The sequence below is a fragment of the Chitinophaga dinghuensis genome (assembly GCF_003259435.1).
In the GTDB taxonomy this organism is placed as follows: Bacteria; Bacteroidota; Bacteroidia; order Chitinophagales; family Chitinophagaceae; genus Chitinophaga; species Chitinophaga dinghuensis.
The window spans coordinates 725,310-742,650 of the sequence record NZ_QLMA01000003.1 but is presented as its reverse complement, the minus strand read 5'-3'; the positions used below and the strand labels follow the sequence as shown (position 1 = coordinate 742,650).

At 37.9% G+C, this 17,341-nt stretch carries 15 protein-coding genes and 1 pseudogene; 9 read left to right on the top strand and 7 right to left on the bottom strand.

What is annotated here, in order from left to right:
• Positions 1-377: 377 nt before the first annotated feature.
• From CLV59_RS29195 to CLV59_RS12155, 6 genes and pseudogenes are all read right to left on the bottom strand, one after another.
• Positions 378-1,340: pseudogene (locus CLV59_RS29195) on the bottom strand (recombinase family protein); the annotation flags it as partial.
• Positions 1,341-1,597: 257 nt separating this feature from the next.
• Positions 1,598-1,882 (bottom strand): helix-turn-helix domain-containing protein, encoded by a 285-nt coding sequence (locus CLV59_RS12175; RefSeq protein ID WP_111592302.1) that lies wholly within the window; start codon positions 1,880-1,882, stop codon positions 1,598-1,600.
• Between the two features lie 30 nt (positions 1,883-1,912).
• Positions 1,913-2,113 (bottom strand): hypothetical protein, encoded by a 201-nt coding sequence (locus CLV59_RS12170; RefSeq protein WP_111592301.1) that lies wholly within the window; start codon positions 2,111-2,113, stop codon positions 1,913-1,915.
• A 375-nt stretch (positions 2,114-2,488) separates the two neighbouring features.
• Complete coding sequence (locus tag CLV59_RS12165) at positions 2,489-2,980, bottom strand: hypothetical protein (protein ID WP_111592300.1); 492 nt, start codon at positions 2,978-2,980, stop codon at positions 2,489-2,491.
• A gap of 1 nt (position 2,981) precedes the next feature.
• Positions 2,982-3,239: a hypothetical protein gene (locus CLV59_RS12160; RefSeq protein WP_111592299.1), complete on the bottom strand. Its 258-nt coding sequence runs from the start codon at positions 3,237-3,239 to the stop codon at positions 2,982-2,984.
• Positions 3,240-3,251: 12 nt separating this feature from the next.
• On the bottom strand, positions 3,252-4,217 hold the full coding sequence (locus CLV59_RS12155; RefSeq protein ID WP_111592298.1) for a sensor histidine kinase: 966 nt from the start codon (positions 4,215-4,217) through the stop codon (positions 3,252-3,254).
• A 776-nt stretch (positions 4,218-4,993) separates the two neighbouring features.
• On the opposite strand from CLV59_RS12155, the gene CLV59_RS12150 reads away from it, so the two are divergent.
• From CLV59_RS12150 to CLV59_RS12095, 9 genes are all read left to right on the top strand, one after another.
• The gene (locus CLV59_RS12150) at positions 4,994-5,239 is read left to right on the top strand and encodes a helix-turn-helix transcriptional regulator (protein ID WP_211323811.1); all 246 of its coding nucleotides are present in this window, start codon (positions 4,994-4,996) and stop codon (positions 5,237-5,239) included.
• Positions 5,240-5,576: 337 nt separating this feature from the next.
• On the top strand, positions 5,577-7,700 hold the full coding sequence (locus CLV59_RS12145) for a hypothetical protein (RefSeq protein WP_111592297.1): 2,124 nt from the start codon (positions 5,577-5,579) through the stop codon (positions 7,698-7,700).
• Between the two features lie 354 nt (positions 7,701-8,054).
• Entirely contained in the window at positions 8,055-8,903 is an 849-nt protein-coding gene (locus tag CLV59_RS12140) for a hypothetical protein (protein ID WP_111592296.1), read from the top strand.
• 1,199 nt (positions 8,904-10,102) lie between these two features.
• Positions 10,103-10,387: a type II toxin-antitoxin system RelE/ParE family toxin gene (locus CLV59_RS12130; protein WP_111592294.1), complete on the top strand. Its 285-nt coding sequence runs from the start codon at positions 10,103-10,105 to the stop codon at positions 10,385-10,387.
• Between the two features lie 77 nt (positions 10,388-10,464).
• Positions 10,465-10,755 (top strand): HigA family addiction module antitoxin, encoded by a 291-nt coding sequence (locus CLV59_RS12125; protein ID WP_111592293.1) that lies wholly within the window; start codon positions 10,465-10,467, stop codon positions 10,753-10,755.
• Between the two features lie 963 nt (positions 10,756-11,718).
• On the top strand, positions 11,719-13,125 hold the full coding sequence (locus tag CLV59_RS12115; RefSeq protein WP_111592291.1) for a hypothetical protein: 1,407 nt from the start codon (positions 11,719-11,721) through the stop codon (positions 13,123-13,125).
• A 28-nt stretch (positions 13,126-13,153) separates the two neighbouring features.
• Positions 13,154-14,200 (top strand): hypothetical protein, encoded by a 1,047-nt coding sequence (locus CLV59_RS12110; protein ID WP_146616175.1) that lies wholly within the window; start codon positions 13,154-13,156, stop codon positions 14,198-14,200.
• 401 nt (positions 14,201-14,601) lie between these two features.
• Positions 14,602-15,645, top strand: a complete 1,044-nt coding sequence (locus tag CLV59_RS12100; RefSeq protein WP_111592288.1) for a hypothetical protein — start codon at positions 14,602-14,604, stop codon at positions 15,643-15,645.
• Positions 15,646-15,826: 181 nt separating this feature from the next.
• Positions 15,827-16,033, top strand: a complete 207-nt coding sequence (locus tag CLV59_RS12095) for a hypothetical protein (RefSeq protein WP_111592287.1) — start codon at positions 15,827-15,829, stop codon at positions 16,031-16,033.
• Between the two features lie 233 nt (positions 16,034-16,266).
• On the opposite strand, the gene CLV59_RS12090 is transcribed toward CLV59_RS12095, so the two are convergent.
• Positions 16,267-17,298: an outer membrane protein assembly factor BamB family protein gene (locus tag CLV59_RS12090; protein WP_111592286.1), complete on the bottom strand. Its 1,032-nt coding sequence runs from the start codon at positions 17,296-17,298 to the stop codon at positions 16,267-16,269.
• Positions 17,299-17,341 lie beyond the last annotated feature (43 nt).

The window sequence follows — 17,341 nt, the reverse complement described above, 5'->3', positions numbered from 1 at the left end:
ACGGCATTTACAAGGATTGTCTTACCCTTGTCTATGTACCTTTGCTGTTCTTCATAATCAGTTACCAGTTCCATTTTCCTGTGTTCCTGTGCTTCGATCTCCGCTCTCAGAATGTTTTTGATGTTGGTATATTCAGCCGGAGCAATCTCTGCATCCAACATTAGGGTTTGGGCATTGCTGATTCTTTGTTTCAGTTTATCAATGGTTCCCTGAATTTCCGTGATCTGCTTATCGTTTTGTTGGCTGCCTGCCTTTAACTCTCTGGATAAAATATCCAAATACAGGTTGAGGACATCTTCTTTTCCTTTTATTTTTCCCAGTTTCTTTTTAAATATTTCGTGGGCTTCATCTGCTCTGAATCTTTCTTTGCAGGAAGTACTGCTTTGGCAATGGTAATAATAGTAGGTACCGCCATTGCCTTTACTACCACTACCTGTAATAGGCTTACCACATCTTTTACATACCAGAAAGCCTCTCAGTGGTAGATGCTCATCTTTTGTACTGCGTGCTTTAGTTACCTTTTTACGCCCACTTAACACATCCTGTACTTCATTAAACAAATTTTCAGAGATAAGTGGCTGGTGAATACCATAAACATAGTGGGCTTCCTCCTGTTTGTAAGCCGAGATAAAGATTTTCCCACAATAGACAGGGTTACGCACCATGTTCCCAATCTGGCTTTTTTTGATAGGTAGCCCTTTAATATTTGCCATTCGTCTGATTTTCTCCAAATCATGTACCCCTCTTGCCACTTCCTCAAATACCCACACGACCAATGGAGCCAGCTTTTCATCTATCACCAGAATAGGCTTGTCCTTTTTCCCCTTTACCGTTGTTTTTTCCTTTTCATTCAGGTAGCCTACGGGAGCTATTCCCAAGTAACGGCCCTCTTTTTTGCTCCGTCGCATACCCAACAGGGTATTGAGCGCCCTGCGATCATTCTCCACTTCTGGCGCGGCTAAATAAAAAGCCAGCATCATTTTATTTTCCGGTATGTCCAGGTCAAGGGGTTGCTCTACTCCCTGTGGTTCCACCTTCATCTTTCTCAATACATTAATCATGGCATAAGCATCACCGGCATTGCGGCTGAATCTGTCCCAACGGGTGAAAAGCAACAGGTTGACGGTGCCTTTATGTTTTTTGATTGCCGTTAGCATTTGGTTAAAAACAGGCCGCTCGAAAGTCTTTGCCGAATAATCTTCCTTGTAGATACCGAGTACAGAAATGTTGTTTAATGTGCAGTAACGGATCAGACATTCTTCCTGCACTTCAGGACTGTATCCATTAAGCTGCTCGTCTGTGCTTACGCGGATATAAAGGAGCGCATTTCGTTGTGTCATCAGTGAAATTGTTTATTGGATAAATATTTGTTAACTGTTGTTGCCGGACTTGTAATTCGATGGCTACCATCCGGTATAAAAAATCCCTGATTAATAGTACCTGTTCATCTGTAAGCAGGTCAACTTTTAACACTTTCCTACAATCAGTCAGAGATATTCTGTGAGTATTTAACGGGCTATTCTCTTGTGCCATTCATGCTTATTGTAGGGTTAATAATATGCCCACTGAGGTTTTCTTTGACCACTGGCCTGTTTGATTATTTTTCATCCTTGCAACGGGTATTTTGCTGAAATAAATACGCCTGTAGGTCCTGCACACTAAACAGAATACGGCTATATTTCTGCCTTTGCAAATTTTTAATTTTACCCGTGGCTAATAAATAATAAACGTGAGATACTGACAGATGTAAATATGCCGCGGCCTGCTGTACAGAGAGTAGGCCAGCAGGTATCTCTGTTTTTGCTGTTTGCTGAAGTAAGAGATCTACTTTATTGCTCAGTGTATTTACTTGCTCCTGAATTATTCTTAATTGTTCTTGCATGTGAAGTAGTTTAGTGATAGAAAACAAACCTTATTCATCCTCATTGTCATCTTCATCTTCGTAATCATCATCGTAATCTGCGATAGCATTCTCTTCAACAATGATAATGTCTTCATCTTCATCGATTCCAGTAATAGAATTATTGATGTCATTTTTTGAAATTATACCAGCTATTGTGAGGAAAATTTCACTTGGTACATGGAAGTCTTTTGCTGTAATTGTTGTCGCCATTGTGTGCTTGATTTAAAAGATTATAGAAAAGAATAAAACCAATGGCGAAGATATATCAGTGGGGAAAGGTACTTTCCATCTTATGCTCGATTGTGCTCGATTATGTCAAATATTGTCCAATTATTACTGAATATTCTATTTTATGTAAATAGACAGAATTAAATAGGCATTTGAAATTGATTTGAAAACTAGTTGCAAAACAATTAAAAATAATCAGGGATAATTAAAGACAATTAGGTAACGAAAAGATTTCCTTTAAAGTGCTATTCCATATTTGGATACCACCTATTCCCATTTGCCGAAAGATCTATATACTGTCCAATCAGAACCAATTGAAATGGCCGCCATGTCCTTCATGGCGGCCAGGTTGATCTATTAACTCTCATCATCACTTTCTGAAAAATCATCTATCTCCTCCTGCCACTCTGGGTTATAATTGTTTATCAGTTGATCTTGTACTCTATCAAACAATTCAAATAGCTCAGACGCCACGGTAGGAAAGCTGCTGTCATAATAGTATTTCCCATTTGTTATTTCTTGGGTCTGTTCAATATAAATTTTTTTCAAACCGGCATTTAACTTGATAATATCGGCATGTTTAGATAACTGAAGCAAGCTGTTAGAAATTACCGATTCCTTCTGAGGATATGAATAATTTAAATGTTCAAGATTATCTAAAAAGCTAAAAAAGTGAGGCAGTTCATCAAGGACTGACCGAAACCAAAATGGAATCTCCATGCACTCCCTAACAAACCCTATAATAGTATATCGGAATCCCCTACTTATCCTTCTTGCGCGACCAGGAAAAGCTAGAAACAGAGAAAATTCAATTTGGTCGTCACTTAATTTCGATTTATGTTCTGTCATCCTAGCAATGTTTAATAAGGTTAAAAATTTTCTCCTGAAACTCCTTTTGCATTGATAGGGCGACCTGAGATATCTTTTCTTTTTCTACATTGCTAAGTCTTGTTCCACTAACATCTTCCTTCTCAATTAGCCGCATTTTTCGATAGTAGGTTGGAATACTCCAATCAAAATCAGCACATAGTCTATCTCTAAAACCTACTGCACTTTGATTATATAAGTCATGTAACTCACGAAGTAGATTATCTTTATTTTCCATCATAAAAGGATTGAGTTAAAAAATTGGAATTGTTACTGTAAATATGTTCATACCTGGCATGGGGCTATCAACAGAGATATCTCCATTCATTGCTGAAGCTAATGACTTGGAGATATAAAGGCCCAAACCGCTTCCTGCTTTGCCCTTTTCCAGTGAATAGAACGCATCAAATACCTTAGATCGCTGAGCTACAGAAATCTCCGATCCTTTACTCGTGATTTCTAATACCAAATTGCTGTCAACTATTTTTGCATGCAATCTGATTGGCATGTTTGGATGGGAGAATTTTATCGCGTTTAAAACCAGGTTGGTAATTATCTCACGTAGTTTTGCTTTATCTGCATTCCCTTCTGTACCCTCTGCAATCACAGTATTCAGTTCCAACGTATTCCCGCTAACACAACTCATAGGAATGAAAGGAAGTGTACAATCTTTTAGAAAAGGAACTATGGGAAACTGCTCAGGAGTTATCCGGTAATTAACTTGATTCCGCTGGATTTTTGAGGTTTTTATCAAATTATGATATACCGTCAACGCATTAAAGGCCGACATTCGAATAATATCAAAATATGCAGTAGCAGATGACTTGTAAACTCTGGCGTCCGCATCCCAACACTCCTGAATACTATCAATTGCCATAGCTATACCCGCAAGTTGCCCTTTGATTTCATGCCCAAGTGTAGCAAGGAATTCCAGAATACCATAAGGGGGATCTTGTTCAGGTTCTTTTTGTTGTTTATAGTGAACATAGGTCGCCTCTAAAAACTTTTCAAAAGATTCCCTAAATCCATTAGATTCCCATTGGGATGAAATTCCCGACACTTTTATTCTTGTATATAATGCTTCGAGATTTTGTCGCACTTCAAAAAGAGGAACTGTATTGATGAAGCTCTCGACTACAGAAAATGGGGCATCATAATCTTCTAGAGTCAGTCTTACAGGTAATTTTAACCAAGTAGGATATAAACGCTTTGAGATCATACGTATAACCGATTATTGAGATTAATTAATATCCCATAAGTGACAGAATAAATTATATGACTGCATGACCATTCAGCTAAATGATTACCTGTCGGAGAACCAACAGGTCTTACTTTATGAAGAAATCTTGGAACCTCTATCTGGGGAACCAGTATGAGGGATACAGAAGTACTTGATACACTTGTATACTCATAGAATGGATTATGCCACTAACCCAATAAAAAGTTGTAAAAAAGAATAGGCACAAGCAGTCAACACATTCTTTTCAGATTGTGTAATGAGTAAGTATTATTCTGACTTTGGGAGATGAGATGTAAATGGGGCCGACAGGAAATAAAAATGGCGTAGGTTATGTTCTTGCCGTTCCCGAAGGGCTACCACGCCCAGACAACGAGACAAGAACGCCTACACCAGTATGATATAGGCGCTTCACTTGTCATCCTCGTTGTCTCTTGAAATGTGGTAGTTTTCGGAAACGAGAGCAAGCAAACACGCTATTGATATATTTTGTGCCTGCGAATGTACGTACTTATTATGATGTATCCATATGGATAATGATTCGCATATATTTTTTATTATTTCTATGAAGGTACAAATAAAATATCAAAACAATACAAAAAATGTAGTATAAACTACAAAATAAGCATAATAATAAACTAAAATAGATATATAAATATCATTATTAGATGTATAACGATGTTATAAGGTATTAATCTGCAATAATTTATGTGGATATTCTCATTTTTATAGGTAACTTCAAGTTGCAAATTGCAACTATGGCTGATAAATTGAAATTAAATCGGATCAAAGTAGTTCTGGCTGAAAAAGAGATTGAGCAGAAGGTGCTCGCGGGTATGGTTAAACGAGATTATAATACCATTAATCGCATTTGCAATAACACCTCACAACCTACATTGAAATTACTGTATCAAATTGCGCTTGCCCTGGATGTTAGTGTATGTGATTTGCTGGTTGACTCGAAGACTGTGAGGCTAAATGTTGATGGTAGTTTTTCCAAATAATTAGAACACTTCGGAATCTACGTTTGTGAGCCATTTTCATTAGTCCAACAATTCTCCCTGATTTACTTTACCATTATTTTTAAGTAAATAATCCATTCTACACGCGGTACAATGTGTTATGCTACCTTGGTAAGTCAATATAGAAAAAATCAATAAATGCGAGACATTTAAGTGGCAGTTGTATAGTCTGGGTTAATAAAAAGCTAAACTCTAAATTATTACTGTCTTCTATATGGGGTACTTCCCATAGCGAGCCTTTATTCTATTTACAGTAAGACTTATTAATTACCAAAGAAGGATTTTCACGATAATCGAAAAATGAAAATTATCAAATGATATGATTGATGAAGCACTACAGTTTGATAAATGGTATGCCCCATCAACTGAGGAAATATTGGCCGTGTTTAAAAATCCTTCCGAATCAAAGAAGTTATTTAAAGCGGCAAGCTGGAAAAACTTTAAGGGAGAATTGTCACCTGTCGATGCTTATAAGTATTTAAAGGCGAGGTTTGGCGAACCGAATGGGCTCACGATGATTGGTAAAGTTGCTTCGTTAGACAATGTTATTCATTGGCATTATACTATTTGGTGTGATGGTTGGCATATTGAATTCTATGGCCATAGCAGCGGAATGGAGATAATGATAAATAGCTCAAAAGACGATGTAACTGATGAGGATCGGGAGAAATTCGTGGCTGCTTTGAAAGGCGATTTTAAACACCATGGGAAAGAGATCAGACAGATCCAGAATGGCTTTGAGAAGTGGACACTATTTATCAACCCATACGTACGGCTATCACAAACCATTGACGAGCTTTTCATTGACCTGAGAAAGATAGAGCTCAAGGAGCCGGTGGCGCCTGTTACGCCTAGTCCCAAATCAGCGTATACAGAATATACTGACCAAGTAGCCAATTGGATAAGGGATATTACTAAAGCTGCAGCAATCGGAACAACCATTAGAATGCTGCTGCCAGTGGTTGCGGAATCGTTTGTTAACCTCGTTATTTATATTTTACGGAAACAAGAGTACATAGAAGATGATAGAATGTTTGATGCGTTGATAAGGAACCAAATCGATATCCGCGTCAAATCGCTACACGTTCATTGTGATGGATTTGATGGTGCTGTCAATGGAAAAGATCCCCGATTTGCAGCTTTCCATACTTTGATGAACAAACGTAATGATTATTTACATGGTAACATCAACCCTTCCGCACAAAAAGTGGATACCGTACTTATCGACAACTTATATACACCACTTTTTGAACACGATGAGAGTATTCTTAAAAGAATGATGGCCAAGTATCCGGTGGGCGTTACTTTGGAAGATGTGGAGAATGATTATGCAGTCGTAAATGGTTTAATTGATCTCGTATTGGAAAATCTTAATCAGCCGTCAAGGGATGTCATTGATTCGCTTTTGAGAGAACGATTCCCAGGTATCAATGAAAAAACGAAAAAAATTGCTACCCTCGTCCCTAATAGATATGCCGAAGGAATATATATCATTGAGCCAAAGGCTAATGAAAATCCAGATTACCAATTATTCCTAGAAAAGGCTGGCTCTTTTTTATTGTATATACCGTCGGATTGGACGCATGAGATTCAAAAGGATAGACACCTCTTCAGACCCGTGAAGTTTGAGAAATCTGAACAATTGCTTTTGAGCATGAAGAAAATGGAGGCTCTAACACTGGATCAATTTAATCAATATAAACGAGAGAGGATTGGGAATCACGAGTTTTATGCAGTGCCTGCAATGATGCTCGAAAAAACATTAAATCTGTGCTATTTTACCTATATCGATAACTACCTCGTTCATTTTACATACACAAAGGCTCTTGAAGAGGAAGGTAAACTTCCCAAAAGCATGTCAGTGCCTGAGTCAATCATTGGCTCTTTTGGTTTTGTTGCTGAAGAAAGTCGCGAATCACTTATAGAAAAATATCATTATGAAAACTTCGTAAAAGGTCTTGCAGCTGTTCAACAACTCATTCACAATAGCATAAAAAACGAGGCATTTTTTGAAACTGCAACGTTGCTTTTAAGTGAAATAGAGGCCATGATCCGGCTTGCGCTTGCCTTCAGTAGGAAATTGAATGGGGAAGATAAAAAACTCAATATTAATTTATTGTACCAGGAAAAAGTAACCGTTCAAAAAGATATTAGAGAATTGATTGAGGAAGCCTATAGCAGTGAAGTAATTTCTAAAAAGCTACGAGACTCTATCTCTTCCTTGGTAGAACACCGTTCAATCCTTGATAATTTTATCATTACTTCAACAGCATTATGGGAAGTAGAGAATTACGCGAGGGACCTTTCCCATGCCAGTGGGGAAATCAACAAGGTAATCGGACGTCTTGAGCAACAACTAACTGAGTCTGGGCTTATGTCGTTCTCTGACCCAGATAAGGAACAGTTTTATCGTTACTATATTAAAAGTAAAATCGGCGGCTAGCAAACATGTAAATTGTTAGCCATATATATCGAAATTTCACACGATGAAGAACACAAACGACACTATCTCATAAACAGAAATAGTTATAATGAGGATATACCGCCAGCCGCTTGATATTTTTAACCTGAATGTCAGATCAAATCGGAGCTTTTACAACTTATATCCTAAATGATTATAATAAATTTAGGAGATTAGATAACAATTCCATTATCAACATAAATTCATTCTATAATCTTCCAATAGGGGAAAGTGAAATGTTGTTTTCCCTTTGGACTAACAAGTTTTCCATTTTATTTTTTATCTGCACTCAGCTGAGTGCTTATATCTTTAATTATTAATCCATTGAGCAAAAATATGACTGAGAGTAAAACTCCTACTGAATTTATAAATATTAAATCATTAGACAATCTACAAATTGCAGGGATATGCGTTTGGTTGCTGTGCCTAACTGTGGCAAGCTTTAGTCAAGAAATTACATCATTCTGGATTAGAATCATTGCATTTAGTTTTTCCCTACTGTGGTCTATTTCCCTATTCATTAAAAAAAGGAAATTTAAGAATTTACCTAACTACGTAATCATTGTTGCAAATGCTTTACTGATTTATATTACAGCTGCAGGAGTAAATACAGTTACAAGACAATCGCCATTTGAAGGTTTTGGAGTAAAAGTAGATCAAAAGAATGTGAATGATAGCGTTGTTAAGGCTAGTCTTTTAAATCTTGGAGGACAAATAAATTGGTACCCTGATTATGGAATGATACGTTATATTGATACTTTGAAGCATACAGTGGATTCTCTGAATTATGAGATAAATAATCTGAATGCGCAAAAAACAAGGTTGCAAAATGAATTTGCCTATGTAAAAGATAGAATCTATAGTGTTACTAAAGATTCACTTACAAGTAATCAAATCAAAGCCTTTTTACGGGATTTTGGACGGTATGTGGATGATACTACAAGTTTAGCAATAATGAAAATTGAATACCAAAAAATAATCGACTCAGTTAAATCCGAATTGAAATTTCGTGATGAACATCCAACAACTGTAACTTCTTATTACACAATAGGAAGAAAGCGTATTGATGCAGATGCATATGTTAAAAAACTCATTCAAATAATAAATTATTTTGGATCCAATACCAAGCTTTCTGAAAAGGAAATAGATTCAGTACTCAATGCGAATAATTTAGTGCGTAAATGAGTAGGTCTGAATTGGCCTGGGGAATTCAGACAAAGAGATTTGTGAACGGCTTTCGGGGAGTTTGTAATCCATATTGGAGGGTTGCCATGCCTAGGAATTACGGAATAATTTGAGAGTGTCAAAATATACCTAGTGTTAAAAGACAACAAGTCCGGGTAGTGTTTATTATTAATCGCAAGACTGACAAGCATTATATCCTTGTCAACAGACCTGTCACTGGGACGCCAACCCATTTTTCCAGCAGCCTTCTGGTGTAGAAGTAATCAATCAAATTTTCATATCAATGTTCCTGATATGATTAACCCAATAAGTAAACTCCACTAGATCCTTAAGGAATACAGGTTTGGGTTCTTCTTTAACTACTGGTTTAGATTCAGGTATGGGTTTAAATGGCTTTGGAGGTTTGTACATTTTCTAATGTAGTAACAAAGCAATCCTTTCTAATGTCCAGTTTGATTTCGTCAGCCTTCAGGCAAGCATGGTACATGTTTTCAGGACAATAGTCATAGCGTAGATACAATGGATACCTGATTCCGTTGTATCTCCATCTTAATATAATCCTTCCTTTATTATTACCAATGCTGATTTCTCCCTTTTTTGTCTTTTTAGAGCATCCCATTTTGCAGCCCAAACTGGGTATTGGGAGGGTTGTTTGGGTTTACACAACAAGGATGGTTGATAGCAGGAATCTTGTAGGAACAAAACAGCCTTACAGTGGTAACTGTAAGGCTGTTTCATTTACGTCGGGGCGACTAGATACATTTCGAACCAGTTTATTGAAGATTTATCCATTATTGGAAAATTTCGGCTATAACGACAAAGAAATGATCATCGCTACCTCTATATTCTCGCCACATCATATTGGTAAAAATAAGAATACAATAAATTTATCTTGATTGCGCGAGGCAGATTCAAACCGATTCGATTCTCATTTAGTTCAGGCACTTCTAAGACGGAAATATAGATATTTTTTTACAATAGCCGATAAAAACGAAATGAGGGTCCAAGCAATGTTACAGCCAGAAGGGAGGAAGAGGGAGATGAAAAATAAATTTTGCTTGTAATATTGTAGTGCGTAACTTTACACCGAACAACGGTGAAAAAATCACCGTCCTAAGCGATAACCAAAACCCAAGTTCAAATGAGATCGACAATTTACAGCGCCCACTATAGCGGCGCTTAGAATTTAATTTTCAAAAATGATTTTAAATTTCAGATCAAAAGCATTAGAGAAGCTTTATAAAACAGGTAAAAGCCACGGTCTACCGGCACAATATGTTAGGAAAATCACCGTGGTATTGCAGACATTAAACGCTGCACGAGAAGTTCCAAAAGATTTGAAACCATTTCCTGGTTGGAAATTACATCTATTGGACAAGGATTTGAAAGGGTATTGGAGTATTTCAATCTACGAAAACTGGAATATCATCTTCATTTTTGAGAATGGTAATGCTTCTAAAATTGATTTTATAGACTACCATTAACATTGACTTAATTGTCAATACATACATAATTTGAATGTGCTGCTTGAAAGTGCAGGTATTGGAAGAAATATTTAGACATGAAAGGTAAAATGCCATTATATCACCCAGGGTTAATCCTGCGAGATGAGGTAATTACAGCAAATGGGCTATCCGTAACAGAAGCAGCCAAATTGCTGGATGTTACCCGCCCAACGTTAAGTAATTTGCTTAACGCCAAGGCTGACATCTCGACCGAAATGAGCCTTCGGATTGAAATGGTTTTTGGTGGAAGTGCGGAATTTTGGCTTCAATTGCAGACTGATTTTAATTTATATCAGGCCCGAGCCAAAATGGGTAACGTAAAGTTGAAAGCTTTTGTAAAAAAATAGCTGGATCACACGATACAGGGTGAAATTATTGAAAGAAGCTTCTCTTGTTTCAGGAGAAGCTTCTTTTATTATAGTGTTAGTTATGAACAACCTTATTCAAGGGTACAAAAGTACTATCGCTGGATTATTCTTTAATTTTAACTACCCTACCCCGTTTTATGATGTTTTATCTGCTTCATGAACTTTATGCCCAATGCCTTTTTGACTATGATACAATCGATTAATTGTCGCTCCTCCACATGCGCAGCAGATGTATGCACTGTAACATTACCTGGAGCCAATCCAGCTACGAGGCTAAAAAAGAGAATATTTCAAGAGTGTAACCTTAAAAGATTGGAACGACGGGCAATTTGAATGGATTCACTCAGGCCTTATGACCCGTTTTTTCACAGTCTTCACACCAGATTTGCGTAGTACACCAGATACATAACACCGTAATTAAAATATCTTCCACAGCACAATAAGAAATTAAGAGCTCGAACCTGGAAGAATTCCTTCAGAAAGTGATCTAAATTTCCACAGAACTCAATGCGAGATGTTGCAAAAAATGGTATTCCTAGAGGTAGTTTTCTATAATCTGAAAAATGGGACATTTCGAACTACAAAAACAAACGAGGCACTTTCCTTAATTGCAAGCACAAACAGTATTACTGGTACAAATAAAAAAGAGAAAATGGTAATAAAACCATTCTCTCCAGTTGTGACGGGCGAGCTGGACAATTGTCGAACTCATTTCTACAGCATCTGAAGGCTTTGGGAGAGTTTGTAATCCATAATGGAGGATTATCACGACTGGGAATAACAGAATAATCTGACTGACAAAATAATATAAAAAAGGAGAGGATTGCTCAGAGCATTCCCGTTTGCCGAGTAATTCCATTTATGGCAAACGGGCATAAATTTTATATCTCCTGCCATATTTATACAGTATTTTTTCATATATTCATATGACGTATAATTTTTATGTTAAATCCCCAAAAAATAGCAAGAGTACCCCTATTTTTTTCGTTCTGTGCTCTATTTATGTTTCTGACGGGCTTCCTTGTGAAAGGCTATAGTCAGACACGACCCATTATATCGGTGCATAGTCCCTACCCAACAATCCCTCAAATAGAAACCCCGCATCCAGTAGGTGTAAATGTGGATGCTGTTAGAAGAGGTGCCTTAAATCAAGGAGTCCAGTACCAGGGGCAAATAATAGCAACCGAACGTGATGTGTCAACTAATGAGCACCGCCTGTCTTCCCGTGTGCAGGTGGCTATCTATATGGCTGAATTTAACAACGAGGTGAAAAACACAAGGGGCATTTACAGAGATACCAACAACATTGCTAAACCCTATTGGATGGCATTACGTGAGTTGGAAACAATGTCATCAACCAGCACTTTTTCTATAAGCCGCGCTGTATATCTGGTGGAAAATGCCTTCTTCAATAACCGACTACCCGCAGATAAGTTTCAGCAACTATTGAATAATAAGCTGACTCTTTGCCATTACATCATGCAAAAGGAAAAGCTGGATACGAGTAGCGAGCTTTCCCGTCATTACGCATTACAAAAGCTATTTTCCGATACCATCACCTACTATAATCCTATTACGCGGGCAAAGCAACAATATACTCCACTTGGCTATGATTTCGATGACTATATGGGAAAGGAACATTGGGAAAATATGTTTGTGACTAAGCTGTTATTGACTGGAAAGGGGCAATGTCATTCCATGCCTCTTCTTTACCTGATGCTCGCAGAACAATTAGGAATAAAAGCTACACTAGCCCAGGCACCCGAACATTCCTTCATAGTTTTCTACAATAAGGACGGCAAGCGATACAATTTTGAAACTACCAGCGGTAATCTTGTTTCCTATAATTGGTTGATGCAGTCTGGCTTTATCAATGCCAGCGCTATTAAAAAAGGTACCTATCTGGATACCCTAAGTCAGAAAAAGCTGATCGCATATCTGATTATGGATTTAACACAGGGATACCTGCGACAATATGAGGATGACGGTTTCGTCTACCGTTGTTTACAAGATGTAAAGGCATTGCACTCGGATAATCTGGAAGCACTAATGATGGAGGCCAATAATCTGACAATCAGAACACGGCAGGCTATTCGGGCCGTAGGTAATCCTCCACCCAATAAGCTACCTGAGTACCGGGAAGCCTACAGCTTATTCCAACAGCGAAATGCTCTTTATCAGCTTATAGATGATCTAGGTTATCAGGCGATGCCGCCTGAAGCCTATCAGGCATGGCGAAAATCTGTTGAGCAGGAAAAACAGCGACGCGAAAATAAGGACCTAAAAGCTCAAATCCGGCAACAGATTGGCCGGGTATCAAACATAAAAACAACAATCATCCATAAATAAAGCAAATGACCGTAATACCCCCCCTAATATGAAACAGCTTTTAATGATAGGGATATTTTTTTCTTCCTTTCTATGTATAATGACTGCGCATGCGCAGGAAGATAACCCATTTAAATCCATAGGCAAGAAAGCTAAAGTGCATACCCTGTCGCGGGGTAAGTATGTTGAAAGTTTCGATATGGATAGTATTCAGCGCGTTGGCTCCGTATTGATAAATATACGCACCAGAGAAATAGTTGCACTGCTGGACACGGATAGCCTGCTAAAAAAAGCCTCAGATAATTCATCGGCAAGCCGGTGGTATTCTATAGATCCCCTGGCAGATAAATTTGCTAACTGGTCTCCCTATCATTTCTCATACGATAATCCCGTTTCCTTTAAAGACCCTGACGGCAGAGCTGCTGAATGGGTACCGGATATACAGATCAATAAGGACAAGAATGGTAAAGAAGTGAGTGGACAGATCGTGGTAAAGATGGAAAAAGGCGATAATGCTAAAACGTTGTCAACTTACCTGGGTGTAGATGCAAAGAAAGCAGAACAGCTTATGTCCACCATGAGCAAGGATGGCACGATTAAACTTACCAATGATGTGCCAGGCGTTGCGGCTATTAATGCTTCTGTGAATGACATGATTACTAATTCAGATAATTATTCTCATAATTTCTTTACTGCTAACCAACTATTTGAATCTAATTACAATTGCTGGACGTGTGCATTATCTGTAACACAGGGACAAACACCTGATTTTTCCAATGTCACATCGGAATCTGGATTTGTGAATGATATTAAAAACAACTACACTAATGTTTCCAATAACCCATCACAATTTCGCTTTGGGAAAACAGCTATCAGTTTTGGGTTCAAGCAGGATTTTGGTCTTGGCGACCCCAAAATAACGCACGGAGCTGTGTATCTTGGCACTTCAAGGGATGGAACAGTATATGTGTGGACAAAAGATGGTATGTATTACCCACCCCGCATAGCCACACTGAATGCAACCACCAGTAAATACGACCCTGTTATGGGAGTAAATGGTGAGAAAGATAAAGGATACTATAACCCTGTAAGATAATAATATGCAAAAAACAATATCAATTTTAAAATACACGCTACTGATCTTTCTGATAGTAATTACCTGCTATCAATTAATTCTGAATATAGAATATGGACATTGGGGTGATGAAGGGCTATTGTCTGTATTGGTACCTGTCTATTTTATCATCACATTGCTATTGTCTAAAAAATTCATCTGGCTCGTTGCATTGCTCATTGCAATCTACGGGATTGTGGATATATACTATTATGGCAGCTATAGTTCAATGCCACCCAGGATGTCCTTTACACAACCATTGGTCGAGTATTTCAATAATGTGCATTGGCTGACACGTTTGCTGAGTATCATACCTGCTTTATTTTATCCTGCGGCCTTAATTTTCTTGCTTCTTCCGGTAGTACGAAACAAATATTTGAGACATGAAAAATAGGATATTGTATGGGTTCCTTTTATTTTTTTGCTTTGCAAACCGTTTACTTGCACAGGATACTGCTGCTGTAAAGTCTAACTATGACACTGCATTCATGGTGATTAAAAAGCTGGTAGATGATAACGACCTAAAGGGGTTTAAAAAGGCGGTTTTTATAACTGAATATGCCTATACCGACCGGGTACTGGATTACAATAAGTTTAATAACTATATCTATCATCTTTCCTTTCTCTGCAGCCAGTGGATGATCTATAACCCACTTAAAGGTTACGGGTATCCTGACAGCAGTAACTTTCACACAAATTTTGCCATATTCAAAGTGTTGAAAGATACTATTCGTGCTGTATCAGGCAACAAACTGGAAATTATAAATTATCCTTACGCGTACAATTTTAACGATTTTTTCGGCCATTTGGATTGGACCAATATGTTTGTTTCCAAATTGCTGATTACACACAAAGGTAACTGCCACAGTATGCCCTACCTATACAAAATAATGGCCGATGAACTGGAAGTGCCTTGCTGGCTGGCACTTGCCCCTAACCACCTGTACATAAAAAACCGTTGTCAGAAATCAGGCTGGTACAATACGGAGTTAACCAGTGGGAGTTTCCCAATTGACGCATGGATAACAGCGTCTGGGTATATCCCGTTAACTGCTATCCAGAGCGGTATATACATGGATACACTAAGTAACCGGCAGTCTATAGCACTATGTATGCTCGACCTGGCCAAAGGCTACGAACGCAAAATTAAAAACTATGAAGATGGTTTTATCCTTCGTTGCTGCGACTTTGTATTGACTGTGCATCCACAGAATACACAAGCAATGTTGTTTAAAGCAGAAACACTTAAACGTATTTACGGTATACAAACGAAACAAAAACGACCCACAGCCAGTGATACCTACGTTAAGATGTTAGCCTTATATACTAAGCTGCTGGATTTGGGCTACCGTGAAATGCCGGAATCTATGTATCTGGACTGGCTGCGATCTGTTAATAAAGAAGCTCAAAGAAAAAATCCGTTCTAATTCTTCAAAAACTTGTCTGTTTGCAGAAGCTGTATAAATATAGCGGGAAGTAAGGGGACACGATTGGAAATTACGGAATAATTAATATCAATCATGTCCTTTAAAACGTATTTCTATACTTTTACTCCCGATTACATGTTTTACAGAGGCATTTCCTTAACTATACCTATAATCTTTTTATATGAAAAAGTGGAAAATTTACGCGATTGTCATGGGGCTAATTGCTTTTGGCTCATTGAAAGAGCTATTCCGTATTCTAACTTCCGATGCCCCGGATATCACAGCAAATAGAACATCTCTGATACCGATAGCCATCTTTGTAACGGGAGTTTTCATCTTTCTTACTGTCTGGTTTTGGCGAAAATCCTCCGATCACAATCCTTTGTAATAAGCGCACTTGATAATTTTATCAGATCCGTAAAGTTGAGCTAACATACCCATTGCTCCCTAGGAGATATACTCATAGATGCCCCAAAATCGATAACTTTTTCATTATCAACATTAACTGGTTCGATAATGTTCCACTAAGGGGCACGGAAGTAAAAAGGTCGGAGACATCTCCGACCTTTTCCTTTTTTAAGCACTTCCAAATCCTTTATCTACAGGGAATCAATATCTGCCCTAAGACTTCCTATAAACCAGGATATCTTCGTGTAGCCCACTTATGAATAATTTCTCATCAACTGCATGAATAATATTTGGGGTGAAATTCTTCGGCAATGCATGTTCCCAGGTTACAGCTAAACTACTCAATTCAATTACAGCTATTCTGTCGCATTGCGCGTTAAACAAATATATCCAACCATCTTTAACATACACCTCACATGCATATTTACGGTAGGTAAAGTAAGATTCTACTATCGGTGTAATTTGAGCTGAAATAATTTCGCCTGAAACTGCATCCAACTCTTTAATAAAATAACGGTCAACACTATTTTCTGTAAAGGCGTATAATTTGTTTTTCCAAACAGCGTCAGTTCTAAACGCATACTCAAAAAGTATTTCGCCAGTTTGCAAATCAAGTGCCGTAATCCCCGATTGATACTCAGGCCTGCTATAAGGTGCAAAAACTCTTTCCGCTACGATAAATATTGATGTTATATAGTGACTACGACTTTTATCAGGACGTTCATCCGATTCCTTATCTCGGAACTCCCATCTTACTTGTCCAGTCGACAGACTAAAGCAAATTGTCTGAAACTGTTCACGATTTTGAATAATACATTCATCTCCCTCTATAAGGATAGTAACATAAGACCTTATAATTGCCGGATGCCTCCAAATTTCTTCGCCACTCGCTACATTAAAACAAACATAGCTGCCCTCATTCCTATCATTTTTATAATAACCCACCACAAGGTCTCCTTTATGTACTAAGTCAATGAGTTCTTCAGGATAATTACCAATCAGACGATGAGTGGATAAGTCGTGCCGGTTTAACTCCCATAGTTTTGATTCAGTTGTACGTACCGTTACAAAATCATTTTCAACAATAAACTTATCAACATACTGACCTACTGTACTTTCGTGGCGTTGCAGGTTTTCATCAATTTTCACAAGTCCTCCAGCATCGGGACATCTTCCAAATAACTCCCGACCATGTAATTCGGGGTGATTTATCCCGGGAATGGCCTTCCAGAATTTGTATTTCATAGGTTAGTAAATAATGAATTTACATCTAAACATCTTGTAATGC

Excerpts from the sequence above, each read along its gene's own strand:
- CLV59_RS12175 (WP_111592302.1), bottom strand. The coding sequence starts at position 1,882 with ATGCAAGAACAATTAAGAATAATTCAGGAGCAAGTAAATACACTGAGC.
- CLV59_RS12170 (WP_111592301.1), bottom strand. The coding sequence starts at position 2,113 with ATGGCGACAACAATTACAGCAAAAGACTTCCATGTACCAAGTGAAATT.
- CLV59_RS12165 (WP_111592300.1), bottom strand. The coding sequence starts at position 2,980 with ATGACAGAACATAAATCGAAATTAAGTGACGACCAAATTGAATTTTCT.
- CLV59_RS12160 (WP_111592299.1), bottom strand. The coding sequence starts at position 3,239 with ATGATGGAAAATAAAGATAATCTACTTCGTGAGTTACATGACTTATAT.
- CLV59_RS12155 (WP_111592298.1), bottom strand. The coding sequence starts at position 4,217 with ATGATCTCAAAGCGTTTATATCCTACTTGGTTAAAATTACCTGTAAGA.
- CLV59_RS12150 (WP_211323811.1), top strand. The coding sequence starts at position 4,994 with ATGGCTGATAAATTGAAATTAAATCGGATCAAAGTAGTTCTGGCTGAA.
- CLV59_RS12145 (WP_111592297.1), top strand. The coding sequence starts at position 5,577 with ATGATTGATGAAGCACTACAGTTTGATAAATGGTATGCCCCATCAACT.
- CLV59_RS12140 (WP_111592296.1), top strand. The coding sequence starts at position 8,055 with ATGACTGAGAGTAAAACTCCTACTGAATTTATAAATATTAAATCATTA.
- CLV59_RS12130 (WP_111592294.1), top strand. The coding sequence starts at position 10,103 with ATGATTTTAAATTTCAGATCAAAAGCATTAGAGAAGCTTTATAAAACA.
- CLV59_RS12125 (WP_111592293.1), top strand. The coding sequence starts at position 10,465 with ATGAAAGGTAAAATGCCATTATATCACCCAGGGTTAATCCTGCGAGAT.
- CLV59_RS12115 (WP_111592291.1), top strand. The coding sequence starts at position 11,719 with ATGTTAAATCCCCAAAAAATAGCAAGAGTACCCCTATTTTTTTCGTTC.
- CLV59_RS12110 (WP_146616175.1), top strand. The coding sequence starts at position 13,154 with ATGAAACAGCTTTTAATGATAGGGATATTTTTTTCTTCCTTTCTATGT.
- CLV59_RS12100 (WP_111592288.1), top strand. The coding sequence starts at position 14,602 with ATGAAAAATAGGATATTGTATGGGTTCCTTTTATTTTTTTGCTTTGCA.
- CLV59_RS12095 (WP_111592287.1), top strand. The coding sequence starts at position 15,827 with ATGAAAAAGTGGAAAATTTACGCGATTGTCATGGGGCTAATTGCTTTT.
- CLV59_RS12090 (WP_111592286.1), bottom strand. The coding sequence starts at position 17,298 with ATGAAATACAAATTCTGGAAGGCCATTCCCGGGATAAATCACCCCGAA.